This window comes from Bacillus sp. WC2507 (genome assembly GCF_052656125.1).
Map to the genome: position 1 here is coordinate 4,630,643 of NZ_JBQXPN010000001.1, position 24,178 is coordinate 4,654,820.

23 protein-coding genes, 4 pseudogenes and 1 riboswitch are annotated in these 24,178 nt (G+C 35.3%); of the genes and pseudogenes, 10 read left to right on the forward strand and 17 right to left on the reverse strand.

The genetic code is table 11. From position 1 onward, the window contains the following. Positions 1–7: 7 nt before the first annotated feature. Positions 8–1,744 carry an S-layer homology domain-containing protein gene (locus ACUN28_RS24445; protein ID WP_016089056.1) on the reverse strand — a complete coding sequence of 579 codons (1,737 nt, stop codon included), beginning with the start codon at positions 1,742–1,744 and terminating at the stop codon, positions 8–10. A 408-nt stretch (positions 1,745–2,152) separates the two neighbouring features. Further along, positions 2,153–2,542: a hypothetical protein gene (locus ACUN28_RS24450; protein ID WP_000940657.1), complete on the reverse strand. Its 390-nt coding sequence runs from the start codon at positions 2,540–2,542 to the stop codon at positions 2,153–2,155. Between the two features lie 292 nt (positions 2,543–2,834). On the opposite strand from ACUN28_RS24450, the gene ACUN28_RS24455 reads away from it, so the two are divergent. Beyond that, positions 2,835–3,392: a DUF4352 domain-containing protein gene (locus ACUN28_RS24455; protein ID WP_016136587.1), complete on the forward strand. Its 558-nt coding sequence runs from the start codon at positions 2,835–2,837 to the stop codon at positions 3,390–3,392. 14 nt (positions 3,393–3,406) lie between these two features. Here the strand turns inward: ACUN28_RS24455 and ACUN28_RS24460 are convergent, their stop codons facing one another. Next, positions 3,407–3,913: an RrF2 family transcriptional regulator gene (locus ACUN28_RS24460; RefSeq protein WP_002140648.1), complete on the reverse strand. Its 507-nt coding sequence runs from the start codon at positions 3,911–3,913 to the stop codon at positions 3,407–3,409. A 264-nt stretch (positions 3,914–4,177) separates the two neighbouring features. Between ACUN28_RS24460 and ACUN28_RS24465 the strand changes: the two genes are divergently transcribed. Next, the gene (locus ACUN28_RS24465; protein WP_016089059.1) at positions 4,178–4,819 is read left to right on the forward strand and encodes an FMN-dependent NADH-azoreductase; all 642 of its coding nucleotides are present in this window, start codon (positions 4,178–4,180) and stop codon (positions 4,817–4,819) included. Positions 4,820–4,893: 74 nt separating this feature from the next. On the opposite strand, the pseudogene ACUN28_RS24470 reads toward ACUN28_RS24465, so the two are convergent. The 3 genes and pseudogenes from ACUN28_RS24470 to ACUN28_RS24480 all read right to left on the reverse strand — a co-directional run. Then, positions 4,894–5,184: pseudogene (locus tag ACUN28_RS24470) on the reverse strand (DAK2 domain-containing protein); the annotation flags it as partial. A 61-nt stretch (positions 5,185–5,245) separates the two neighbouring features. After that, positions 5,246–6,202 carry an ATP-grasp domain-containing protein gene (locus ACUN28_RS24475; RefSeq protein ID WP_016136585.1) on the reverse strand — a complete coding sequence of 319 codons (957 nt, stop codon included), beginning with the start codon at positions 6,200–6,202 and terminating at the stop codon, positions 5,246–5,248. Further along, positions 6,195–7,253, reverse strand: coding sequence for an LLM class flavin-dependent oxidoreductase (locus ACUN28_RS24480; RefSeq protein WP_016136584.1), 1,059 nt, complete (start codon positions 7,251–7,253; stop codon positions 6,195–6,197). The genes ACUN28_RS24475 and ACUN28_RS24480 overlap by 8 nt, the downstream gene beginning before the upstream one ends. 83 nt (positions 7,254–7,336) lie before the next feature. Next, a riboswitch (SAM riboswitch) is annotated at positions 7,337–7,443 on the reverse strand. A 245-nt stretch (positions 7,444–7,688) separates the two neighbouring features. Here ACUN28_RS24480 and ACUN28_RS24485 point away from each other — a divergent pair. Beyond that, a complete protein-coding gene (locus ACUN28_RS24485) occupies positions 7,689–7,895 on the forward strand; it encodes a hypothetical protein (protein ID WP_016136583.1) in 207 nt (68 codons plus the stop codon). 651 nt (positions 7,896–8,546) lie between these two features. On the opposite strand, the gene ACUN28_RS24490 is transcribed toward ACUN28_RS24485, so the two are convergent. The 3 genes and pseudogenes from ACUN28_RS24490 to dhaK form a co-directional block, all read right to left on the reverse strand. Beyond that, positions 8,547–8,975, reverse strand: a complete 429-nt coding sequence (locus tag ACUN28_RS24490) for an SMI1/KNR4 family protein (protein WP_016136582.1) — start codon at positions 8,973–8,975, stop codon at positions 8,547–8,549. Then, a pseudogene (locus ACUN28_RS24495) lies at positions 8,975–9,241 on the reverse strand (pre-toxin TG domain-containing protein); the annotation flags it as partial. The gene ACUN28_RS24490 and the pseudogene ACUN28_RS24495, both read right to left, overlap by 1 nt. Before the next feature lie 161 nt (positions 9,242–9,402). Continuing rightward, the gene (dhaK, locus tag ACUN28_RS24500; protein ID WP_016136580.1) at positions 9,403–11,154 is read right to left on the reverse strand and encodes a dihydroxyacetone kinase subunit DhaK; all 1,752 of its coding nucleotides are present in this window, start codon (positions 11,152–11,154) and stop codon (positions 9,403–9,405) included. 178 nt (positions 11,155–11,332) lie between these two features. Here dhaK and dhaS point away from each other — a divergent pair, with 178 nt between their 5' ends. Further along, complete coding sequence (gene dhaS, locus ACUN28_RS24505; protein WP_002166228.1) at positions 11,333–11,899, forward strand: dihydroxyacetone kinase transcriptional activator DhaS; 567 nt, start codon at positions 11,333–11,335, stop codon at positions 11,897–11,899. Between the two features lie 19 nt (positions 11,900–11,918). Beyond that, positions 11,919–12,917 carry a DhaKLM operon coactivator DhaQ gene (gene dhaQ, locus ACUN28_RS24510; protein ID WP_016089061.1) on the forward strand — a complete coding sequence of 333 codons (999 nt, stop codon included), beginning with the start codon at positions 11,919–11,921 and terminating at the stop codon, positions 12,915–12,917. 114 nt (positions 12,918–13,031) lie between these two features. Here dhaQ and ACUN28_RS24515 read toward each other — a convergent pair whose 3' ends face one another. Next, positions 13,032–13,685, reverse strand: coding sequence for a DUF2306 domain-containing protein (locus ACUN28_RS24515; protein WP_016136579.1), 654 nt, complete (start codon positions 13,683–13,685; stop codon positions 13,032–13,034). Positions 13,686–13,899: 214 nt separating this feature from the next. Here ACUN28_RS24515 and ACUN28_RS24520 point away from each other — a divergent pair, with 214 nt between their 5' ends. Further along, on the forward strand, positions 13,900–14,778 hold the full coding sequence (locus tag ACUN28_RS24520) for a phosphotransferase family protein (RefSeq protein WP_016136578.1): 879 nt from the start codon (positions 13,900–13,902) through the stop codon (positions 14,776–14,778). Positions 14,779–15,057: 279 nt separating this feature from the next. On the opposite strand, the pseudogene ACUN28_RS24525 reads toward ACUN28_RS24520, so the two are convergent. Beyond that, positions 15,058–15,252 (reverse strand): annotated as a pseudogene (locus tag ACUN28_RS24525) (hypothetical protein); the annotation flags it as partial. Between the two features lie 143 nt (positions 15,253–15,395). Beyond that, positions 15,396–16,034, reverse strand: coding sequence for a VanZ family protein (locus ACUN28_RS24530; protein WP_016133795.1), 639 nt, complete (start codon positions 16,032–16,034; stop codon positions 15,396–15,398). 182 nt (positions 16,035–16,216) lie between these two features. On the opposite strand from ACUN28_RS24530, the pseudogene ACUN28_RS24535 reads away from it, so the two are divergent. From ACUN28_RS24535 to ACUN28_RS24550, 4 genes and pseudogenes are all read left to right on the forward strand, one after another. After that, positions 16,217–16,291: pseudogene (locus ACUN28_RS24535) on the forward strand (TetR family transcriptional regulator); the annotation flags it as partial. A 194-nt stretch (positions 16,292–16,485) separates the two neighbouring features. Beyond that, positions 16,486–16,797: an ArsR/SmtB family transcription factor gene (locus ACUN28_RS24540; protein ID WP_000433539.1), complete on the forward strand. Its 312-nt coding sequence runs from the start codon at positions 16,486–16,488 to the stop codon at positions 16,795–16,797. A 287-nt stretch (positions 16,798–17,084) separates the two neighbouring features. Continuing rightward, a complete protein-coding gene (locus tag ACUN28_RS24545; RefSeq protein ID WP_016136576.1) occupies positions 17,085–18,260 on the forward strand; it encodes an MFS transporter in 1,176 nt (391 codons plus the stop codon). Between the two features lie 594 nt (positions 18,261–18,854). Next, entirely contained in the window at positions 18,855–18,959 is a 105-nt protein-coding gene (locus ACUN28_RS24550) for a YjcZ family sporulation protein (RefSeq protein WP_000505689.1), read from the forward strand. A gap of 138 nt (positions 18,960–19,097) precedes the next feature. Here ACUN28_RS24550 and ACUN28_RS24555 read toward each other — a convergent pair whose 3' ends face one another. From ACUN28_RS24555 to ACUN28_RS24575, 5 genes are all read right to left on the reverse strand, one after another. Further along, on the reverse strand, positions 19,098–19,469 hold the full coding sequence (locus ACUN28_RS24555) for an ATP synthase subunit I (protein WP_016133793.1): 372 nt from the start codon (positions 19,467–19,469) through the stop codon (positions 19,098–19,100). Positions 19,470–19,491: 22 nt separating this feature from the next. Further along, on the reverse strand, positions 19,492–20,076 hold the full coding sequence (gene pssA / locus ACUN28_RS24560) for a CDP-diacylglycerol--serine O-phosphatidyltransferase (protein WP_016136575.1): 585 nt from the start codon (positions 20,074–20,076) through the stop codon (positions 19,492–19,494). Continuing rightward, complete coding sequence (locus ACUN28_RS24565) at positions 20,069–20,527, reverse strand: MarR family winged helix-turn-helix transcriptional regulator (protein WP_016136574.1); 459 nt, start codon at positions 20,525–20,527, stop codon at positions 20,069–20,071. The genes pssA and ACUN28_RS24565 overlap by 8 nt, the downstream gene beginning before the upstream one ends. 159 nt (positions 20,528–20,686) lie before the next feature. Then, complete coding sequence (locus tag ACUN28_RS24570) at positions 20,687–22,126, reverse strand: 6-phospho-beta-glucosidase (RefSeq protein ID WP_016133790.1); 1,440 nt, start codon at positions 22,124–22,126, stop codon at positions 20,687–20,689. Positions 22,127–22,220: 94 nt separating this feature from the next. After that, positions 22,221–24,113 carry a beta-glucoside-specific PTS transporter subunit IIABC gene (locus ACUN28_RS24575; RefSeq protein ID WP_016136573.1) on the reverse strand — a complete coding sequence of 631 codons (1,893 nt, stop codon included), beginning with the start codon at positions 24,111–24,113 and terminating at the stop codon, positions 22,221–22,223. Positions 24,114–24,178 lie beyond the last annotated feature (65 nt).

A 24,178-nucleotide genomic window follows, 5' to 3' on the forward strand; every position in this document is an offset into this window, starting at 1 on the left:
ATTCTCACTACATAAACGTAATCGTCACTAAAGAATATCCTTCTTTTGCATTATACGGCTCAGCTTTATAAGAAACACGGTTCGCCCCTTGCGGATAACCGATTTCTCCAATTACTTTTTTCACATCTTGCAATGCGCCATCCATTGATTGTTTATAAAGGATTTCGATTTTTGGTGACTTTTCGTTATAACGTTGCTGCATTTTATTTTTGAATTCATTATAGTTATTTGCGATGTATTCATTTCCTAAATAATTTAATTTTGTATCTTTTAAAATTTGCTGATATGCAGGGTTTTTCGTACTACCTGCCGCAATTTTATTTGTTAATGTACTATAATAATTTGTTGTAGCTTGCGGATAATCATTTCTGTTCCACTCATGATTTCTTGCGATTTGCTCATCTGATAAGTTGAAATAGGAATACGTTACGCGGCCTTGTTCATCTGGCACTGGATCATCGAATGTTGTATCGAGGTGATACCATTTGTTTTCGATTTTCACCAAGTTCCAAGCATGAGGCTGACCGTCTCCAGTTCCTACTACAAAGTGGTTCTCAATTCCAGCTTCTTTTAATAATTGATAGGTTAATAGTGCGTAACCTTGGCAAACCGCAGAACGATTTACGAGCGCTTCATATGCTGTGTAAGCTTTATAAGACGTATCGTAAGAAATATGTTTTACGACATAATCATGAATCGCCTTCACTTTTTCATGATCATCCATTCCAACTTGCGTAATAGAAGAAACAATTGCCTTTGCTTGCTTCATTACATATTCCGTTTGTTCTTTCGTTTCACGATATGTAATCTTTAACGTAAACGTATAATTTCCAGGTGATCCAGAAATGCCATATGAAACATTCGATCTATTATAATTTGTATACTCATTTTTACTTGCGACTTCTTTATAGGCGTTGAAAAGTGTCTTCATTACTTCTTCCTGATTACTATTTTTCGTTTTATATGGAAGTGTAATATTCGTTTCGTACGCATTAATACGCTTTTGCACTTCATCTTTAAATGCTGCTAATAATGCCGCATCCCCTGTATCTTGCACCGCAACTTCAGGCTTTTTATATTTCAAAGTATTATATAAAAACTGTGCATACTGTTCACGTGTTACCGTTTTAGATGGCTCAAATTTTCCTTCGCCTGTACCAGAAGCAATTCCGGTTGACTGCACTGCGCTAATAGCGTTTTCACCCCAAAAACCATTTGGAACATCATTAAATGTATGCTTTTGTTTCGCAGAAAGATGGAAAGCGTTTGTAAGAATTTGTGCCATTTCTGCGCGATTCACAGGAGCTTTCGGTCTAAAATTCCCTTTCTCATCCCCTTTAAATACCCCTGCATTCGTTAACATTAAAATTTCCTCAGGAAACATCGTAGAGTTCTGATTAATATCACCATAAGGATTATTAAACTTAGATCCGTCTTTTAATATGTAAAGAGTATTATTATTACTAAACGTTCCGCCTTGTTTATTCGGTAGCATAACTCGATACACTAAAGCAGCTACTTGCTCCCTCGTCGCAACATCTCCAAAACCAAATATTCCATTTCCATAACCAGAAATAATATTTTTACTCGCTAAATCTTTAATTGCCGGATACGACCAATGCGATGTAGGCACATCAGAAAAAACACCCGCCTCAGCAGCTCTCACATCACTGCCATTTGTATACAATAAAGCGCCACCAATAAGTGATAATGATGTAATTGATTTTAATAATTTTGTGTACATAATTCCTTCTCCCAATACGTTCTCTATTTTATATTTTGTCGAAAAATCTAAAAGAATATGACAAAACATATTATACTATTAAAATTTTTTGAAGGATATATTAAGTTTTGAAATATGCAAAAACTCATATTGTTATAAGAATTCATAGTGATATTATGTTGTTTTACTTGCGAATATATAAAGGGCTATGGTGTCTTATGTCGAAAACATCATTTATAACCAGGTTGCTTTCGGAATCGTTGACACGAAATTTCATGTTAAATTCAAATAAACAAGGAACCTATTAGTCGGTTCCTTGTTTATTTGGCTAAAACAGACTTCTTTGGAGAACCCAAATAAAAGTTAAATCAACTCCTATTTAACATTTCCCTTCAGATATATAACAGTAAAGAATACATCATCACGGTGTCAGCAAGCAAAAGTGTATTCTGCATTTCTGAAAACAGTAGATGGCAAATTGTGACCTGCTGAATCTGCTAAGAAAGAATATACAAGAACATCCTTAACATCATCTTTATTTCCACTAATGATAACATCAAGAAAATCTTCTATTTGGAATTCTGGAGTAAACAATACAATCTTAGTCGTTCTGTTTGGTTCTAAAGAAACAAAAGTACGAGAAATTTCAACTAATTCATTTTGAGTTGGGAAAGAAATGTTTCGACTTCTCTTAACAGTTACCGTTACATTACTAGTATGACAGCGTGAATCATTGTTTAACATAATGTTGAGAGCAGTTGGAATAATCCCATTTTCAGAAACCGGAACTCGAAACACTCCAGTAGATTTATGAGCCATATAATCACATCCTTTCAAAATAAAATATACTTACAGTATATTAGATGCAAAAAACGTTCATTTTGATAGGGACAAATTATGTGATTAATATATTTATAATAACCCTTGGTATTACTAAGCCAATGTTTTAAAAGATTAACAAATATCGCGAGAACCAATCGAATGTATAGTAAAAGTAAAAAGAATAAGGTGTCTAAAAGGCCCCCTATTTTGAGCCAATAATGAGACATTATGTTAATCTTATATGTATAGTTGTACAAAATCGAGAAACTTAAGGAGACAGATAAATTTTATGAGGAAATTATCCATATTACTTACTTTCATTCTAGTATTAGTCAGTGTTATGGCTGCTTGCACACAAGATAAAAAAGATAGTGCCATTGAAAGTGGTCCAATAGAAGAACCAACCGCAAAAAATGAAAATGAAGAAGTAATAAATTTTGAAGAAAAAGAAGATATGAGCCGCTTGGAACAAGGTATTTTATTAGTTGGTGAGAGTGTTAAGGGAGGCTATTACTTGACCGCCGTTCAAAGTGCATATTTAAATGCTAGCAATGATTCCGTCGTTGTTAATGTCTCTGTAAAAAATGTACGAGGTCAAACGATTGGACTATCAGAATTAAAATATAACTTAAAAGATGAAAAAGACGGAAAGGCCTATGAAGGAAAAGTGCTTGATCAAAACCTTTCTGATATACAAGTTAAACCAAATGAAACGGTAGAATTGAAAATAGCTTTTGAAGTACCAGGTACCGCAGATGAATATATGTTTTATATTGAAAGCTCTTTAGATCCTCTAGGAGCACACTGGAAAATCGATAAGCTGCAATCACAAAAAAACTCTAACTAATTCGTCATGGCGATTTAGTTAGAGTTTTTTTGTTTGAAGTATTCACGAGTATCTACCCTTATCTTTTCAGGTAAAACAATATCAAGTTCTTTATCTAACCATGCAAGAGTCTTTTTACGGAGAAACTCACGCATGTGTTCTTCTGCTTCAAGCATTACTAAGTTAATTGTACAAGAAGAATTGCTAGGTTCACAAGAATTACAAGCCTCATCTCGATATAGTAGACCATTCTGTACAATATTTTTACATTGAAAAATAGGTTTCGGGCCTTCGACAGCTTCTATTACATCCCAAAAAGAAATATCTCCTGGAGACTTAGCTAACCTATATCCTCCCTTTACACCTGGGACAGAACTCACAATGCCAGCTTTAGATAATTTACCGAAAACTTTTGAAAGAAATGTTTCAGAAAGTCCTTGGAACTCTGCCAAATCTTTTATTCCAACACTTTCCTTGGAAGGAGTATTAATTAAATAAACTAAGCAATGCAAGGCATATTCAACCCCAACACTATATTGCATATACAAATCACCTGCTTTTTATTTTAAGGGTTATCAAATTGTATCTTAGGACCATTTAGAATTTTAGTCAAATAAAGTGGAACTTTAATCAGTGGATGGTGTTCATCCCCCACTGATTATCAGCCCTCACCAATCGGGCTTTTAGAATAGTATGTATTTCATTTGACAAAAATAATTTCAAAGTTTATATTAAAGACTAAGTTAATCGGCGATTAACTTAGTCTTCAATTAAAACGTAAAAACTTTTAAAAAGGGGAAATACAAATGAACAAAACACTTATTATAAACGCACATCCGAAAGTGGATGATACATCATCAGTCAGCATTAAGGTTCTTAACCACTTTTTAGTATCTTATAAAGAATTCATTCCTAATAATGAAACGATTGAACAGATTAATTTATACGATGATGTAGTACCAATGATAGATAAAACTGTTTTAAGCGCATGGGAAAAACAAGGAACTGAACAAGAGTTAACCGGTGAAGAACAAAAAGTAACGGAGCGTATGTCCGAAATTTTACAACAATTTAAAAGTGCAAATACGTATGTTATCGTATTACCTTTGCACAATTTTAATATTCCATCAAAGTTAAAAGATTACATGGACAATATCATGATTGCACGTGAAACATTTAAATATACTGAAACTGGATCAGTGGGACTACTTAAAGATGGAAGAAGAATGCTTGTTATACAAGCAAGTGGAGGAATCTATACAAATGATGATTGGTATACAGAAGTGGAATACTCTCATAAATATTTAAAAGCAATGTTTAATTTCCTTGGTATTGAAGATTATCAAATCGTTCGTGCACAAGGAACAGCAGTACTAGATCCAAATGAAGTATTACAAAATGCCTATAAAGAAGTTGAAGAGGCTGCTTCTAGATTGGCTAACAAATAAAAGTTTTCACTGGAAGAATGATGGTTATCAATAAAGATCCCCTCCACCTTAAGGCAGAGGGGACTTTCCAATTCCTACTTCAAACTACCCGCAATCTCCGTAAAGATAACTCCAAGTGCATGCGCACCTGCATCTGGATAGCCTAAACTTCTTTCACCAACTGTACCGGCGCGGCCCATGCGAGCTACGATTTCTTTCGTATACTCTGCGCCTTTGACCGCTGCTTCTGCTCCTTTTTCAAAGGCAGTTTTCATGTCTTCTTCGTTTGAAGCGCTAGCTAACCAAGAGTCTACACATGGAGCAAGTGCATCAACAAGTGTTTTGTCACCAACTACTGCTCCTCTACCGAATGACCTTTCACCTATAAAATCTGCTATCTCTTCTTTTTTCCTATATTTGCACCAGAACCTTATTTTTTAATCAACATTATTTAACTGACTCTACTTGTTTTTCTAATTCTCTTCCAAGGAATGTAGCAAGTTCAAGCATACCAAATTGATTCGCTACAGACTCTGCGTCAGAATTATAGTTTGTATTTGTATTAATATCATACGTATAAATTGTTCCATCCGCACTGCGAATAAATTCAATACCAGCAACGGTAATCTCATTTTCTTTCAAAAACTCTTTGTATTGTTCAATAATTGGCTCTTGGAAGTCTGATATAATTTCAAATTTTGTTGACGTCTCTTTCTTACCCTCTTCTCCTACTGGGCAAAAAGCATCTTGAATCGAACATGCATCTGCTGGACAAAGTTCAAATCCTTCTGATGTATCTACTTTAACCGCATATACAAACTGGCCCCCTACAAACTCACAACGTGTAATATATGATTCGGGTGCTTCAATATATTGCTGGATTAAAGTAATTCCATCAATGGGTTCTTCAAATGCCGGACCATCCAAATATTGTTCTAAAGCATCAATGGAATGAAAGAGTTGAACACCAAGGCCTTTACCTGCACGGTTATGCTTTGTAATGAACGGTACTTCCCCTAACTCCTTTGCTGCTTTTACTATATGATCACGGCCAACAGCACCAATTGTTTTCGGCACTTGTATCCCAAATTTTCTTAATGCTGCATATTGATTCAATTTACTTACTTCAAGGCGTAATGCACGAGATCCGTTAAATACTGTTCGTCCGTGTCCCTCTAGCCAAGCAAGAACACCTTCAGTCAACTCAGGTGCATATCGATGCCCTCTCGTATGTGAAGAAGCACTCATGCGGCTATAAAAAACACCTTTGGGAGGTTCTTGTTCTAATGAAAGTGTTCCTTCATTTAAAAGCCATTCCTCATACGGTAACTCCAGTTCTTCCAACCTTTTCACTAAATGATCCGTCCATTCCTTATTCTCATGTAATATGTAAATTTTACTCATTTGTAATCAATTCCTTTCTTTTTGCTTCAACTAATGGCATCACTTTTTCAGAAAATCGTTTCATCTCTTCAAGCTGCGGTGAAAATTGTAAAAGTAATAACGTAACACCCACTTTTTCAAAAGCAAGTATCCTTTCTGCAATTTGTTCTGGTGTTCCGATTAAATTAGGACGTAACCCGCGATTAGATACGGAATAATCATTGAGCTTCACTTGCTGTTCCAAATGCGATTTACTAATAAAGTCTTGGTAACCCGCATAACCTAACGCATCGTCTTTCACATCCGTTATGCGTCTCCATTCTTCTAATGCCTCTTCTTCTGTATCACGACAAATGACGTAAGCCGCAAGCCCGAATGACTGCAATGGCTCCTCTGTAACTTTCTTTCTACGATTCTTCATATCTTCTATTTTCACAGATACTTCTTCCACTGTTCCCCCGTGCATTACATATGCATCCGCGTGATTTACAATGACCTCTTTTCCTCGCTCACTCTCACCACCTGCATAAAGCTTAATTCCTTGTTTCTGAACAGGTTTTGGACTTAAATGCGTATGATGAAGCTCATAAAAGTTCCCTTTATAAGAAAACTCTTCTTCTTTCCAAAGCTCCTTCAAAACTGTTACAAATTCCTCTGTGCGATCATATCTTTCATCATGTGCAGTAAATACTCCGCCGTACTGTCTGGCTTCTTCTTCCCACCATGCCGAAACTACATTCAATGTAAAACGGCCATTACTTAATTGATCGATATTTGCTGCCATTTTCGCTGTAACTGCTGGATTATGGAAGCCAGGTCTTACAGCTGTCATAATCTCTAATCTATCCGTCACTGCTGCAAGTGCTGCCGCAGTTGTCCACGCTTCTAAACTTGGTGCTGAAACACCTTTTATATCATTTAAATTTAATTCTGCAATAAGTGTTGTTGAAAAACCTAATTGTTCTGCCTCTTGCGCTGCTTGTTTTGCATACTCAAACGTAGGCGGCATAGATTCATCATCTACATTTCGAAGCCATCCCCCAAAAATCGGTAACCAAAAACCGTACTCCACTACCTATTCCCCCTTTATCCCTTAGCCATAAAAAAAGGCTACTCTTATCGAAATAAGAGTAGCCTTCTTGACTAAGGGAACCGCTCTTATCTTTCAGGTGTTTCTTCACCTGCAGGATTTGGCACCTTTCGTCTAAAACGAGGTTGCCGAAGTTTCATAGGGCCCGTCCCTCCACTTCTCAACATAAGAATTGTTTGTGTGATTTTCATTTATTATAATCATCAGAATAATAAAAATCAATATTTTAATACTTATTTTTCCGATATACATTAAATGATATATGAAAAACCATATTGTTATAGAGATTTATAAGGGTATTATGTTGCTTTACTTGCGAATATATAAAGGGCTATGGTGTCTTATGTCGAAAACATCATGTATAACCAAGTTGCTTTACTTCTATCTTAAAAACACAGCAAAAGAGGTGTTAGTAGCATGAAAAATAAACGATGTGAGAATTGTGGTTCTACTACATTTAAAGAAGGAAGAGTTGGATCTGCTTATCATGCATATGTTTGTGAAGATGATTCTAGTAGGCTCTTTTCAGTAGGGAAACGTTGCAAACTCTTAACTACATTTTGTTTAGAATGTGGTGAGGTGAAATCATTTAGAGTGGAGAAGCCGGAGATATTTAATGAATAAAACATTAGAATCGAGATGTCCTTCAACCTAATTCTCTTGGTAGACGTGGTTGTAGTTAATACAAATACCATTCCGGTGGAGGCACCATAGGGTGTCTTTTTTTAGTCAGGAATAAGTTTTTACTGCGGTACATATGAAAATAAATCATCTGATTATAAAAATAAAAAAACGCTCATTTGAGCGTTTCATCTATATAATACCTAATAATTACTTTTTCTTCACTTTGATCTAATAACTCTTTATACTTCAATATTACGTCAGCCCCACGGCTCTCCATGCGTATATTGTATAACGCTTGTTGTATTAACCTTTGATTGTTCCGTTGAAACATTTACTCCATATATAATTCCTGAAAACAAATTATATGAACTATGAGCTAATATAGCCGAAAAAAGACCGTATCTTAAGAAAAGTAAAGCATATATAAATAGAATGCGAAATTCAATACACTAGGCTCATGCATGAGTGCAGACACAAAACTTGTAGACAATATCCATACCCAAACGTATTTACTGTTTCTTTCTACAAATAAATTTAAATACAATTTATTAAACACATTAGAATGCTCTTTCGCATTATTAGCCAACCATAATATTGCTGCATAAGGCCCATATCTTTTCAAAATACAGTGGTTTTCATATGTCCCTAAAATTATAACAATAACTTTTCTACACCTACGCCATCTATTAATAACAGTTTCAAAGAAGGTGATATTTTAATTGCTTCTTCGATATCTAAATCTCCAAAATCCACCATATATAATCCAAATCCTTCTTTTCCATTTGCATATAATAGCACTTTCCCACCTTCATCATCACCAATTGCAAGTGAGTTAGGTATATATTTTTGGATATTATGAGCTTCATTCATCTCTATACAACCCGCTGGACTCCAAATACGGATATATATTTCATTATTTACATTAATCTCTGCATCTGTACAATGTTGAATTATCTCTATATAATCTGAAGGAACATCTATTGATGAAAAACCTTGTAATTCTTGAATCGTTTCTTTAGTTGCTGGAGGTTCTTGTGTTTCTAAAGTGAAAACTGCATTTAAGTTCTCAAGTATACTCATTAATACTCAATCCTTTCATATTTTACTTTTAACTTATCAAGCATTCTATATTGTTGTTCTAAAGTTCCTCTAATAGTTTCTTTAGAAAATCCCGCTTTTTCAAAATCAGAAACTATATTCTTTAATTCCTCTTGTAAAGAAGAGCCCCATTTTCTATTTCCTAAGGCTACACGTTCATCACGTCTCAAGTTCTGCGCATTAGTAATAATAGTATGTGGTAACCCCTTTCCTGTTTCAATCGTCACTGTTGGTGCAAGTTTTGGATCATATCCATATTTATATGAGAACTCACGTTGCTTCTTTTAAAATCCTTATTTCATTATTTATAAACATACATATCTTTACGGAGAAATCATCTAGCGAAATTATATATCAATCAACTACAGAAAAACCCCTCCACCTTAAGGCAGAGGGGACTTTCCAATTCCTATTTCAAACTACCAGCAATCTCCGTAAAGATAACTCCAAGCGCATGTGCACCTGCATCTGGATAGCCTAAACTTCTTTCGCCAACTGTACCGGCGCGGCCCATGCGAGCTACGATTTCTTTCGTATACTCTGCGCCTTTGACCGCTGCTTCTGCACCTTTTTCAAAGGCAGTTTTCATGTCTTCTTCATTTGAAGCGCTAGCTAACCAAGAGTCTACACATGGAGCAAGTGCATCAACAAGTGTTTTGTCACCAACTACTGCTCCTCTACCGAATGACCTTTCACCGATCGATTGTATGCCTTGCAGTGCTACTTGCAACATTTCAGCGAACTCTTTCACTGTTAGCTCACGTTTTTCGCCTGCTGCTTTACTAGCTGCGCGGAATGCACCGCCCCAAATTGGACCAGATGCGCCGCCGCAATGTTCCATAATAATCATGGAACAACCGTCAAGGAATGATCCAATCGTTACATTCTCTTGTCCTACAATAGATTGCCACTCACGTTTTAATTGCTTAAATCCTTTTGCAACACTCATTCCGAAGTCGCCGTCACCAGCATGCGTATCTAACTCACAGAACGGTACTTCATTTTTAATAATAATATCACTCATTTTATCAACGAGATAAATCATGTTGTTTAATGTGATGACATTATCTTTAATAACAGCGTGCTCTTCCGCTGTTTCTATTTCAAAGGAAACTTCTTTCTCTTCTACATCTTCAAGTACATTCACGTACTCTACACTTTCAACCGGTCCATCTACTTTAAACGCAGGTGTATTACACTCTTTAGATAGTAATGTTTTTAGCTCATCGTCTAATTTCATTACTGTTAAAGACATACCTGCCATATCGATACTCGTCATATAGTTACCGACAAATACTCTATTAATTTTAATGTTTCTAGCAGCTAATTCTCTCGTAACTGCGTTGTTAAATAGGTAAAGTTCTTGCAGTGGTGTTCCGCCAAAACCGTTAACTAGAAGCGCAATTTCTTCGCCATCTTTTACTCCTAAATCTTTTACAAGATCATTTGTCATACGGTTCGCTAATTCATCTGCTGACATCGTTTTTTCACGTTTAATTCCTGGTTCACCGTGAATACCTACGCCGTATTCCATTTCATCTTCCGCAAGTGTGAAAGTAGGTGATCCGCTCGCTGGAACTGTACAAGACGTTAACGCTAAACCGATTGTACGCACGTTAGCCGCTGCTTTTTCCGCTACTGCTTTCACCGTTCCTAAATCCATACCTGCTTCCGCTGCTGCGCCGGCAATTTTATGAACGAGAATAACGCCCGCAACGCCGCGGCGTCCTACTGTATACAGACTATCTTCTACCGCAATATCATCGTCCACTTTTACGTAGTCGACTTCAATTCCATCTTCCGTCGCTAAATGAGCTCCGTTTTTGAAATTCATAATATCGCCGCTGTAATTTTTAATAATTAATAACGTACCTTTTTTACTAGCTGTCTCTTTAATCGCTTGATATACCTGAATTTGTGATGGCGAAGCAAACACATCTCCGCACACTGCCGCATCTAACATTCCTTTTCCGACTAGTCCTGCATGCGCTGGCTCATGACCACTACCGCCGCCACTAATTAACGTTACTTTGTTTTCGTTCATTTCTTTCTTCTTAATGACTTTATATTTTTTCAAAAGCTCAAGCTCTGGATGAGCCATAACCATTCCGTTACACATTTCCATTACTAATGTTTCTGGTTTGTTTATAATCTTTTTCATTGTGATTATCCCTCAATTCCTTTAATATATTGTGATATATTTGAAATCTTCTTCTTACTACTCATGTTAAAATGAAAGCGTTTTATAGTAAACGGACAAAATGGACAATCTGTCTAAAGACACCGCTCTCATTTATAGATAGGATTTTTATATTAATAACATTCTAGGGATGATTTAGATGACCTCTTCTATAATTTCTAAAAAGATAATCGCGAACTCATTGAAATATTTAATGGAAACAGAGTCGTTTCATAAAATATCAGTGAGCGATATTATGTTACACTGTCAAATGCGTAGGCAAACTTTTTATTATCATTTTAAAGATAAATTCGAACTATTAAGCTGGATTTATAAAGAAGAAACGAAAGAAAATATTATCGACTTTCTCGACTATGAAACATGGGAAAACATTTTTGATTTATTATTTGATTACTTTTATGAAAATCAAAAATTTTACCGAAATGCTTTTAAAGTCATTGAGCAAAACTCGTTTAATCACTATTTATTTGAGCATACGAAAAACTTATATATGAAAATTATTGATGAACTATCTATGAGCTGTGGATTCAGCCTTTCTGATGAGACAAAAAATACGATTGCCTCTTTTTATAGTCACGGCTTCGTTGGAACGATAAAAGATTGGATTGAAAGCAAATGCGAAGTAGATCCGTCCATTATGTCTTCACTCATGAAAAATATGATAAACAATCAATTACTACTATTACTGGAGCAATCAGCAAAGTAATTAAAGGGTGGCAAAAGCAATGAAAAAGATTATGAATGATGTACAAAATATCGTTCAAGATATGCTGCATGGCTTTTATTTTGAACATGACGACAAAGTAAATTACGACGTACCAAACAACATCATTTATGTAAAAGATATCGAAAAACTGAAGCAAAACGTTGTCATCATAAGCGGCGGTGGTAGCGGACATGAGCCAGCTGATATTGGTTATGTAGGAAAAGGAATGCTTACGGCAGCAGTAAACGGCAGTATCTTCACTCCGCCTACAGTCGAACAAATTGTAGCGGCTACTCGCCTCATGCCAAAAGAAAAAAGTATTTTATTCATCATTAAAAACTTTAAAGATGACGTTGAGAACTTCCTAGCAGCAATGCAAATCGCAAAAGAAGAAGGAAGACAAATTGAACACATCATCGTAAATGACGACGTTTCAATTGAAGATGATGCTTCTTTTAATAAAAGAAGACGCGGCGTCGCTGGCACTGTTTTCGTTCAAAAAATACTTGGTGCGGCCTCTCTTGAAGGTCATTCTTTAGAAGAACTAACAGCACTCGGCCGTTCTATCACCGAAAACTTACACACATTAGGAGTCGCCCTTTCACCTGCAAACAATCCAGCGAAAGGAAAAGATTCCTTTTCATTAAACGATGATGAAGTGTTTTACGGCGTCGGCATTCATGGTGAAAAAGGTTACCGTAAAGAAGCACTATCCTCTTCTGAAATATTAGCGATCGAACTAATGAATAAATTAAAAAGCATTTACCGCTGGAGAAAAGGCGACAACTTTGCCATCCTCATTAACGGACTAGGCGCAACGCCACTAATGGAACAATACATTTTCGCAAATGACATTCGCCGTTTATGTGAACTGGAAGGATTACAGATTACATTCGTAAAGGTCGGTACCCTTCTAACTTCTTTAGATATGAAAGGTGTTTCGCTCAGTTTGCTTAAGGTGGAGGATTTGGATTGGGTGAAGTGGTTGAAGGAAAATACGGAAACTGTTAGTTGGTAATACAAAGAAAATAGGATGGCTTCAATTGGCCATCCTATTTTTGTACGTAATTCACCTATTTAAAAAAATTCAATTACTAAGGAATTCTGCCTTCAATATTACAGCAAATTTACATTAAAAATGTAAATCCTCATTTCCTTGGTATTTTCCTTTATTACGTCTTTGTCTTATGAATAATTCTGCAACAATTAAATTGGGTACCCACGCTAACCAAGCAATAATAGCGTAGCTAAATTCAAACCGCTCTATTCCAAATAGAACGATAAACAACGGTAGCCAAATTCTTAATGTAACTGCCGCAAAGGTTAAAGCGTAATTTCTAATCATCCACTTTCGATGTTCTTTAATTTTTTTATTCTTAACTCTATGTAATGCTTGATATGCTGATGTTAGCCAAAATACGGATAACAAACCGAAACCTAGCTTCGCTACAAATCCTCCCGTAGCATAAAAGGATAGGTACAGTCCAGAAACGCCGCCTAATAATATACCAACCATATAGATTCTCCCAACTATTCGATGACGGTTGATATTCCTTTCTCTAAATTTTGTGGATAATGTAAACGGACCAATTACTAATGCTACTATACTAGTTGTAATATGTATAAATAACATACTATACCAGAACTCACTTAATTTAGACCCATACATAAGCTTCGCTTTTACAAGTCCTGTTTGAAATCCATCCATAATAGAATATTGGACAACAATATAACTAGCTACTAAAAAAGCAAAACAAGTAAATACAAACCAAATTTTCCTGTTCAAATTTTACTGCCTCCTTATTACATGAAGGAATTAGATTATACATTACTGTTCATTCTAGGAAAAAATAAAAAAGCCTTCTAGCGAAATGAAGTGAACCCCGAAAAAGGAACATGTAATAGATTAATATTTCAAATATAACATATATATATATTATATTTGAAATATTGTTAGAGGTACTGAAAAAGATAAACGGTACTGAAATGGGGTTTTTCTAATGGATATGTTACAACAAGTAATAGATAAATTTAAGTTGAATGTGTTATCAGTCGAGAACGTTCCTGAGTCTTTTAGTTCAACTGTATATAAAATCCAGCTAATTAATCATCGTACGGTATATATAAAAATTCCTTATTCCAAAGTAAAGCTTGAACGTGAGTATACTGTACTTAAACGATTACACAATGAGCTACCTGTACCAGAAAGATTAGACTATTGGGAAGGTAATGAAGATGTCACTGGTGCTTTATTATTATCCGAAATCAAAGGTGTTCCGATTACAGAGAAGGTGGATACGGCTTTAGCTTATCCTATCGGAGTACACCATGCCATGCTGCATGCAATCATTCCAAATGAGCAGGATTTCAAAAGCTCTGTTTCCAATGTATATGGGAAATGGTCTGAGTTTATTGAGCGACAATTTTATTCCTTTGCAGAAGATGTAAAAGAAGTGATTGATCCTTGTTTATACGAACAATCATTGAAGCATTTTGACCGTCAAGTGAAATTACTTCCAGCTCCAGATGGACCTAGTTTTATACATATGGATTTTCGACCAGGTAATATTTTAGTTCATGAAAATCAAGTAGTCGGCATCATTGATTTTGAAAGTGCCCGAATTGGTGCAACCGAAATAGACTTTACAAAAATTAATAGTGATATTCTCATGAAATCTCCTGGAACATGGGATGCATATAAAAAAGGCTATGAGTCCATTCGTCCACTTATTAATTTACAAGAAGTTTTACCGTTTTATCGCTTTACCGATGCGTTTAATGCCATTGGTTGGTGTAAAAGAAGAGGTATTGAAGAGCATCAAGCTTTTTTACAGGAGAGTGTAGCCTATTTAAACGTTTTGTTTATGAAGGAAGCATAGTTGAAAGAGAATTATTAAACGTCAATAACTGATGTTTCATTTATAAAGATTTTTTCACATTTCATGATTCAACAATCGGACGCAATTGAGGAAGATACGCAAGTATAAAATGATCAAACTTTTTTATGTAAAAACATCTATATAAATTTTACAAACTAAAAATTTATATAATAAAAACCCTCAAGTATATCGTTCTATACTTGAGGGTTTACTCATCTATTTCTTCTCTCATATTCTTAAATCAATAGTTAGCTCATCTGTAATCTGCTCAAGATGGAAAAACCCTTTAATGATTTCTTCAAATCCTATATGCTGATTCCAATTCGTCCCCACTCCTATCATAATAGGGTGATTTAAATAAATAGGATACGGTGATACCCCTTCATCTTTTGACATATACACTCGTTTTCCATCAGTATGAAGAGCTGGTTGAGACTCTTTTAGTAAGTATTGAGATAATTGAACACTTAACACATTTACACCTACCTAACATGTAATACATGAACTGTATCTATTAAGTTAGAAAAAGGGATGAGCCGTTCACATTTTACCTTGTTTGAGCCTAGAGAACTAGAATCATTTTATAAACTAGGATATCTCACAAGAGCATAATCACCTCACTGAATGATGACAGGTCTTCCAAATAAAGCTGGATAATATATTAACATCGCCCCTACAAATGAACACACTAAACAAAAAACAGCCTCGTATTTTATAACTAGAGACGAGTCGGTATCAAGCTTTTTCCCCTCTCTTTTACATATCATTTTAAATAAAACTCTATATATTACATACCCAACAATTGCCCCGAGGGTATTCGTAAATAAATCATCAATATCTGTAATTCTATTATTTAGTAATTGATTTAACTCAATTGCCAATGAAAAAAAGAATCCTGCACATACGGTGTTTTTCATTTTTCTAAACTGCGGCCAAATAGTCGGTAATAAAAAACCGAACGGCATAAACAGTACAATGTTCAAAAGATACGTAGTACTACCTGCCGTATCAAATAGAGTCAAATTAATTTGATTTACACGAATCCACGTTTCGTATCTACTTATATCCCATACAGTCGCGATTTGCGTCACCTTATACACGAGCGAAAGGTAAAACAGAAAAACATATACCCATAGAAAATGCCGAATAGATATAGTTCTTTTCGCTTTAAAATAAACTCCAACTTGAAACATAATACAAAAAATAATAGTAAAAAAATAAGTATATAAATAACTAATCAAAACCTCTGTATGCATGTAGAATCCCCTAACTTTACATCTTCATCTATGACTTTGTCGTTTTTAGTATCCTTCTTGATGTAACTTGTTTATAGGATAGGAAAAACTTTTAAAATAAAAAGTGGGGTAAACATAAAATTTTTCTTAAATCTTCACATGCAACCTCTATAGTATTTTCATCCATACAGTATATATAATCATGTGAATCGTTTGTTCAGTTAAAACATGAAATTAAGAAATATATGCCGTACTATAATCACTCTTGCTATCAATAGAATTTAAAGAAGATGACTCCTGTTTGCATACAGAAATCATCTTTTTTAGGTTGCCTAACTTTTTTTAGAATGTCCTTTACAAAGGGTACAGATCAAGAGCACCTTATGCCTATTCAAAGGGATCAACTATACCTTCTTCCCTTAAAATCACTAAAACCCATTTACAAATCTATAAAAGTAGATATAATATCCTTATGGAACCTTTATTAATTTATAAAGCATTGTCAAATGAAACAAGATGTCAAATTTTATCCTGGTTGAAAAATCCAGAAAACCATTTCGATGAAAAACCTTATCTAGAACAAGACCTTAACTTTCAAGTTGGCGTATGTGTAGGAGATATCCAGCTTAAAACTGGCTTAGCCCAATCGGTTATTTCTAGTTATTTATTAACTATGAAAAAAGCAGGCTTACTAGAGTCTGACCGAATTGGAAAATGGACCTACTATCGTCGAAATGAAAAAACAATACGAGAGTTTTCTGAATACGTCCAAAACGAATTATAAAATGAAAGCTAATAATCAATCAGCATACTAATTGATTATTAGCTTTCACACATTCTGCTTTTTTACAGGTATCCAATAATTTTTGTATAAATTGCACTGCCTATAAAAGCAAGAAACATCGAAAGGAAAATTTTTTTTAACACATCATATCTAGTTATTTAGATATCTGTTATTGTATTTCGGATTACATACTCCAGATAATATTGGCATCCAATCACGCTTATAATAATGCTTCTTTGTTAATGAATTTACTTTCAAAATACTGATACGAATGGAGAGTTTTATAAATGAAAAAAGTAAATCCTTTACTTATTCTGACACTCGCAATAGGTGTGTTCGGAATTATTACTACCGAGATGGGTATTGTCGGCGTATTACCACAAATCACTGAAAAGTTCGGAATTTCAACTACACAAGCTGGATTTTTAGTAAGTATATTTGCACTAGTTGTTGCTATTTCTGGTCCATTTTTAATTCTGCTCGTCTCTAGTATTAATCGTAAAATAATTTTATTAACAGCAATTTTCATATTTGTTATTTCAAATATAATCTACGCTTATACAACACAATTTGAAATCATGCTTATTTTTCGTATTTTACCGGCAGCGCTTCATCCACTCTTCTTTTCAATCGCTCTTGTAACAGCTGCTAAACTTGTCCCTCCAGAAAAGAGCGGTCAAGCAGTTACAAAAGTTTTCATGGGAATTACTGTTGGCTTTGCTTTAGGTGTACCACTAACCTCTTACCTTGCAGACCAATTTTCACTCGAAATGGCTTTCTTATTCGGAGCATTCGTTAACACTCTTGCATTCATTGGAATACTACCGCTACTTCCTTCCATGCCTGTTAAAGAAAAAATGTCTTTCGGCAAACAAATTCGTATACTCGGCAAACCAGGATTATGGTTAAATATTTTAACCGTCACATTCCTTTTTGCAGCCATGTTTTCCGTATACAGCTACTTCGCTGAGTACCTTGCAAAAGTAACTTCCATGAATGGATCTCTCATCAGTATCATGCTATTCATATTTGGTATAGTTATGATTTTAGGTAATCATTTATTTGGTGGTCTTCTGCAAAAAAGCATAATAAACACTGTAATATCATTCCCTATTCTATATTCTATTGTTTACATATTGGTTTATTATTTAGGTTCCTACCTTGTTCCAATGATTTTTATAGTATTCATTTGGGGAATCGTACATGCTGGTGGATTAATTGTTGGTCAAACATGGTTAATAAGTGAAGCTAAAGAAGCACCTGAATTTGGTAACAGTCTATTCGTTTCTTTCTCAAATCTCGGTATTACTTTAGGAACCACTATTGGAGGCTGGTTCATTTCAAACTTAGGTATTCACCAGCTTATTTGGAGCGGATTTATATTCACACTACTCTCATTTGTATTAATTATAATAAAACTAAAATTTTTCAATTCTAATAGCCAGGCTTCATTATCAAGCTAGTACATTTTCAGTTCCAAATTCGATAAAAAACGTTATAAATTCTTCTTATAAGATTTTATTAATTAAAAAGTATAACGCTCAAAGCCTTTAGCCATAATTACGACTAAAGGCTTTTTTGTATATAAAAATAATTCTAAAAGGAGCTAATTTTATGGAACATAATCAAAATGGAGTACTTGCTTTAATTGTTTTGTTTTTAGGATTAGTGTTTTTTGTTAGTGGAATGGTTTATCATTTATGGGGTTCTTTTTAATCGTATGATTGTAATCACTCATAAATACCCTCACGTATATCGTTCCTTTATTAATTTCAACGTTTAGACAGATACATAATTCCAAAACTAAAACGTTTATTGCAATTATCGATATGGAACATTTCCCAAAACAACTTAACATGGTAAAATAATATTCGGACGGGAGTCCAATATTATTAAAATTAAGATGGTTCAAGTCGGAGGAAGGCACCTTAGGGTGTCTTTTCTTTATTTTCAAAAGGACCTGCTCAATTATTGTGTAAAAAACATAAAGTAAGTTGAATCCATTAAAATACATGAGTGACCCCTTGTTTTCCCCTCTTATTAAAGGAGGAACTATTATGGGATTTGGTGGTAGTTGTAGTAGTGGTTGTGGCGGCGGCTTTGCTTTACTAGTTGTATTGTTTATTTTATTGATCATTGTTGGAGCTTCTTGCTTCTGCTAAAAAACTATCGGAAAAGACACTCTTATATGGGTGTCTTTTCTTTGTAATAAAAAGCTTTCTATAAAGGAGGGTTTTTAGGTTTTTAGGTTTTTAGGTTTTTACATTCAAATCATCCAAATTAGTTATTTACACAGCACCTTATTCCTTCTCATCCCTCATACTGTAATACCCCAAATTAATAATAACCAAGAAATATCCACCCATAATTCCCGCAGCAAATGTCCACATGAATTCACGGTGTTCAATTTCATACATAATAATCGCGCCGAGTATTGCGGCTGCAAACCGATTCATCATGCCGAGCATCGGTGCTTTTTCTTTTTTTACAATGCTATCCCCAAACTTTTCAATACGCCTTCCTAAAATCCAGGCGCAGTACATACTCACCAAAAGGCCAATGCTTATCCCTACAAACTGGGCTGGAAAAGGTGTCACAAGCCACCCTAATAACATTACGCCTAGTAAACAATACATTTGTATGTTGAATGATCTTAATGCCATACGAATCATGTTCTGTTCCTTACCTTTCTCTTTAGTCCCATCTTTCGGACTTCAAGCTTTCCGATATATCTTTTTTAAAATGGGGGAATTTGATTTTGCTTACCATTAAATAAGCGAGTACGCATGTGCCAAACGCCACGGAAACTGGATTATTCAGGAGGCATAAAATAAGGAGACACATTGCCGCAAATGGAATGGGCATGCCGATAAATGTTGGGAGTTTGCTTTGTTGCGTGTTAAATCTCGCAAGCCGCAGCATTCCGCAAATACTATAAGCAAGTGCACATATCATCCCGATAGACTGCAAATCTTTTAACACGACACTATAGGCAAGAATAGACGGCGCCACACCAAAGGTAACTAAATCCGCAAATGAATCTAACTCTCCGCCAATTTCCGAAACAGCATCCAGTTTCCGAGCAACTATACCATCAAACAAATCAAATACCATACCTGTAATAATGAACATGACTGTACCATACATATCTTGAACGAAAACAGAATAAATGGCCAATATCCCACAAATAAAATTAGCTATCGTCATCATATTTGGTATGTAACTCATCACACGCTTCTCCTCCTTTCTACTCATTACCTCATCTAAGTTCTTACTCATTACAATCAAGATCCTTCTGTTTTTCTTCTAATATCACTTTATTTATTTTCGTTAATGTATCCGTCATTTGTTCTAAAGCACCGATATCGATTTTAGAAAAATACTTCTCAATTAATACATCATCTAACTCAGACAACCGCTCTATATACTTACTACCGTTTGGACCAAGCGTAAGGAAATACTCCCGTTTATTGTTAGGGTTTACTTGTTTCGAAATCATCTTCTGTTTTTCTAATTTCGATAAAACTTGGCTAACAGCACTTTTTGATATATTAAAAGTAGTCGCAATGTGATTTGCTGTCGTGTTTTCATTTAAATTAATATGAAATAACATACTCTCTTGCTGCCCTGTAAGACCGTACTCATCTTTCAACTCCTGAAATAGTAAAATGTAGAATTCATTATAGGCTCGGTTCATTTCATTAATTATTTCTTTATACGTTCTCGTCATAGCGTTCTTCCTCCATGCTGTTATTTTGTTTTATTTAATAGTTAAGTTCACTTAACTTAACTATATTATACCGTTATCTTTGTGTAAAGGGAAATCAATTTCCATACTTTATTCACAACGAAAAAAGAAGACATCCATTAAGATGTCTCCCTTTCATACTTAAGACTCCAAGCTCCCACCATTCGTCTCAATTACTTCTTTATACCAATCGAAGCTTTTCTTCTTCGATCTGTTTAATGAACCTTTTCCTTCATTATCTTTATCAACGTATATATATCCGTAACGTTTTTTCATTTCTCCAGTAGAAGCACTTACAAGGTCAATCGGGCCCCAACTTGTGTATCCGATAATATCTACTCCGTCTTGAATTGCTTCTGACATTTCAATCATATGCTTTTCTAGGTAATCAATACGGTATTCATCGTTCACTTCGTCTTCATCATTTAATTGATCAATTGCACCGAGGCCATTTTCAACGACAAATAAAGGCTTTTGGTAACGATCGTAAAGTTGGTTCGCCGTAATGCGGAAGCCTTTCGGATCAATCGTCCATCCCCACTCTGATTTTTCAAGATACGGATTTTCAACCGAACCGAATACATTTCCGCTCGTTATGCTTTTTAATACTTCTGGATCTGTACTTGTTGCTCGGCTTGCATAGTAGCTAAATCCAATATAATCAACTGTATGTTCTTTTAAAATTACCTCGTCTTCTTTTTCCATTTCAATTGTTACATTGTTATCTGTAAAGAATCGTTTTGCGTATCCAGGATATGCTCCTCTTGCTTGTACATCAATGAAGAAGAATGATTCACGGTCTTGTTCCATCGCGCGTTGGATGTCATCTGGATTACATGTATATGGATACGTTGCACCAGCAGCAAGCATACAACCGATTTTTGCATCTGGAATGATTTCATGACACGCTTTTACAGCTAACGCACTTGCGACAAGCTGGTGATGCGCCGCTTGATACTGAATTTGTTTTTTATTATCGCCTTCTTTAAAGGCTAGACCTGCTCCCATGAAAGGTAAATGTAAAAGCATATTAATTTCGTTAAATGTCATCCAATATTTCACTTTATCTTTATATCTATTAAAAATCGTTTTTGCATACGTCTCGAAGAAGTTTACAAGCTTTCTACTTCTCCAGCTTCCATACTTTTCTACTAAATGAACAGGCACATCAAAGTGAGCCATCGTAACGACTGGTTCAATACCGTGCTTTAATAGTTCATCAAATACGTTATCATAAAACTGTAATCCTGCCTCATTTGGATTTTCATCATCACCATTTGGGAAAATACGTGTCCAAGCAATAGATACGCGTAACGCTTTAAATCCCATTTCTGCAAATAGAGCGATATCTTCTTTATAACGATGATAAAAATCAATTGCTTCGTGTGATGGGTAAAACTCCCCTTCTACCGGTGTAAAGGAATGAATATTTCCTTTCATAATGTCCCAGCGGTTTTCACCAGTTGGTAATAAATCAACCGTCGTTAATCCTTTTCCGTCTTCTACATATGCGCCTTCAACTTGATTGGCTGCAGTCGCTCCACCCCATAAAAATCCTTTAGGAAAAATCACTTTAGACATATAGAAAAACTCCTTTATATAAGAATGAACGAGGAAAGGTATTATAAGTTTTAAAGAATACCTTTCTTCGTTTGAACCTGTATGAAATGTACTACTATTTAACTCCTAACTTTAGTAAGGAATCTCCTGCTTGTATCTTTTCTACTTCTGTTTTTTTCAAGCTATATTTATCATAATTTGTAACAACAACTGGTGTTGTCACAATATAACCCGCCTTTTGAATTTCAGCTATATGAAACTCAATAAGTAATTGCCCTTTTTCTACTCTCGCTCCTTGTTCAATATGAGAAGAGAAAAATTCGCCATTTAATTTCACAGTATCCATCCCAATGTGGATTAAAATTTCAGCTCCTGAATCCGATGTAATTCCTACTGCATGATTCGTCGGGAAAAGCGCAGAAATCGTACCTGAAACTGGTGAAAACAACTTTCCTTCTGAAGGCTCGATCGCAACTCCTTCTCCTAACGCACCTGATGCAAATGCAGCATCGTCAATATTTTGAAGTGGCATAACTACACCATGGAAAGGACTAAATATTACCTCATCATTGCTTGATGCAGCAATTTTATTACTTGTTTCCTCTGTTTCTGTAGATGTTTGTTTTTTCGTAAAACCAAATAAGTAAGTCAGAATAAAACCGACTATTAAAGAAACAACCATCGAAACAATTGCTCCCCAAAATCCAGCTGTAATCCCATCTTTCGGACTAATAAATGTGGGAAGCGTAAATATGCCAAGCCCGCCTGTCATATAAGCTTGTGTACCAAATACGCCAAGTATTGCGCCGCCAATTCCTCCAGCGATACAACTCATAATAAACGGCTTTTTAAGAGGAAGTGTAATACCATAAATCGCCGGCTCTGTAACACCGAAAATACCTGAAATAAAAGCTGGAATACTTAGTGTTTTTAATTTCTTATCTTTCGTTTTCACCCAAACGCCAAGCACAGCACCAATTTGAGCAAATGAAGCAGCAAATATAAGCGCTAGTATTGGATCAATACCGTGTACTGCTAAATTGTTATAGCCAATCGGAACGACGCCCCAATGAAGGCCGAATATGACAAGCACTTGCCAGAAAGCACCGAGTAAAGCACCCGCTACTAATGGGCTTGCATGATAAACCCAAAGCGTCGCCTGTCCTAAAAACTGCCCTGCCCACGTCGCAATTGGACCAATAACGAGAAATGTAACTGGTACAACGATTAATAATGTGAAAAATGGTAATAAAAATGTTTTCACAACATCTGGAATGACTTTCTTTAAAGAATGTTCTACTTTCGCTCCAAAATAAGAAGCGAGAATAATTGGAATTACAGATGATGCATAGTTCATTAAAATAACTGGTATGCCTAAAAACGTAATATGAATGGGTGATTCAAACATCGTTCCTGCAAATAACGTATATAATGGCTCACTTGCTTTTAAACCGGATAAAGCCGGATAGACTAACGCTCCTCCAATTGCCATACCGATGAATGGTGATCCCCCGAATTTCTTACTTGCTGTATATCCAAGGAAGATCGGGAAGAAGTAAAATAGCGAATCGCCTACCGCATTTAATATTTGATACGTTCCTGACTGTGTACTTAACCAGCCTAACGCCACAAATAGTGCATTAAACCCTTTAATCATCCCTGTTGCAGCTAACACCCCTAAAATAGGAGTAAAAATGCTAGAAAGAATATCTATAAGACTACTCTTTTTCTTCTCACTCGCACTTTCTTCCTCTGTTTCTTGAAATCCCCCGGCAACAATAACCGCTTTATACACGTTGGATACATGGTTACCAATTACAACTTGATATTGTCCGCCGCTTTTCATAACAGTCACAATATCTTCCATGCCCTTCAGTACTTCCGTATTTGCTTTCCCCTCATCTTTTAACTGAAATCGTAAGCGAGTTATACAATGTACAACGCTATTTATGTTTTCTCTTCCCCCAACATGTTTCAGTATGTCTTTTGCCAATTGCTCATACTTCATAGTAATTTCCCCTCCCTACAATCATCCCATTTTTATAAAAGAAAAAACCTAAACTAACCATAACG

Coding starts and splice junctions, on each gene's coding strand:
- ACUN28_RS24530 (WP_016133795.1), bottom strand. CDS start 16,034: ATGCATACAGAGGTTTTGATTAGTTATTTATATACTTATTTTTTTACT.
- ACUN28_RS24450 (WP_000940657.1), bottom strand. CDS start 2,542: ATGGCTCATAAATCTACTGGAGTGTTTCGAGTTCCGGTTTCTGAAAAT.
- dhaS (WP_002166228.1), top strand. CDS start 11,333: ATGACCTCTTCTATAATTTCTAAAAAGATAATCGCGAACTCATTGAAA.
- dhaQ (WP_016089061.1), top strand. CDS start 11,919: ATGAAAAAGATTATGAATGATGTACAAAATATCGTTCAAGATATGCTG.
- ACUN28_RS24490 (WP_016136582.1), bottom strand. CDS start 8,975: ATGAGTATACTTGAGAACTTAAATGCAGTTTTCACTTTAGAAACACAA.
- ACUN28_RS24485 (WP_016136583.1), top strand. CDS start 7,689: ATGAAAAATAAACGATGTGAGAATTGTGGTTCTACTACATTTAAAGAA.
- dhaK (WP_016136580.1), bottom strand. CDS start 11,154: ATGAAAAAGATTATAAACAAACCAGAAACATTAGTAATGGAAATGTGT.
- pssA (WP_016136575.1), bottom strand. CDS start 20,076: ATGAGTAAGAACTTAGATGAGGTAATGAGTAGAAAGGAGGAGAAGCGT.
- ACUN28_RS24570 (WP_016133790.1), bottom strand. CDS start 22,126: ATGTCTAAAGTGATTTTTCCTAAAGGATTTTTATGGGGTGGAGCGACT.
- ACUN28_RS24565 (WP_016136574.1), bottom strand. CDS start 20,527: ATGACGAGAACGTATAAAGAAATAATTAATGAAATGAACCGAGCCTAT.
- ACUN28_RS24575 (WP_016136573.1), bottom strand. CDS start 24,113: ATGAAGTATGAGCAATTGGCAAAAGACATACTGAAACATGTTGGGGGA.
- ACUN28_RS24545 (WP_016136576.1), top strand. CDS start 17,085: ATGAAAAAAGTAAATCCTTTACTTATTCTGACACTCGCAATAGGTGTG.
- ACUN28_RS24460 (WP_002140648.1), bottom strand. CDS start 3,913: ATGCAATATAGTGTTGGGGTTGAATATGCCTTGCATTGCTTAGTTTAT.
- ACUN28_RS24540 (WP_000433539.1), top strand. CDS start 16,486: ATGGAACCTTTATTAATTTATAAAGCATTGTCAAATGAAACAAGATGT.
- ACUN28_RS24445 (WP_016089056.1), bottom strand. CDS start 1,744: ATGTACACAAAATTATTAAAATCAATTACATCATTATCACTTATTGGT.
- ACUN28_RS24465 (WP_016089059.1), top strand. CDS start 4,178: ATGAACAAAACACTTATTATAAACGCACATCCGAAAGTGGATGATACA.
- ACUN28_RS24555 (WP_016133793.1), bottom strand. CDS start 19,469: ATGATTCGTATGGCATTAAGATCATTCAACATACAAATGTATTGTTTA.
- ACUN28_RS24455 (WP_016136587.1), top strand. CDS start 2,835: ATGAGGAAATTATCCATATTACTTACTTTCATTCTAGTATTAGTCAGT.
- ACUN28_RS24520 (WP_016136578.1), top strand. CDS start 13,900: ATGGATATGTTACAACAAGTAATAGATAAATTTAAGTTGAATGTGTTA.
- ACUN28_RS24550 (WP_000505689.1), top strand. CDS start 18,855: ATGGGATTTGGTGGTAGTTGTAGTAGTGGTTGTGGCGGCGGCTTTGCT.
- ACUN28_RS24475 (WP_016136585.1), bottom strand. CDS start 6,202: ATGAGTAAAATTTACATATTACATGAGAATAAGGAATGGACGGATCAT.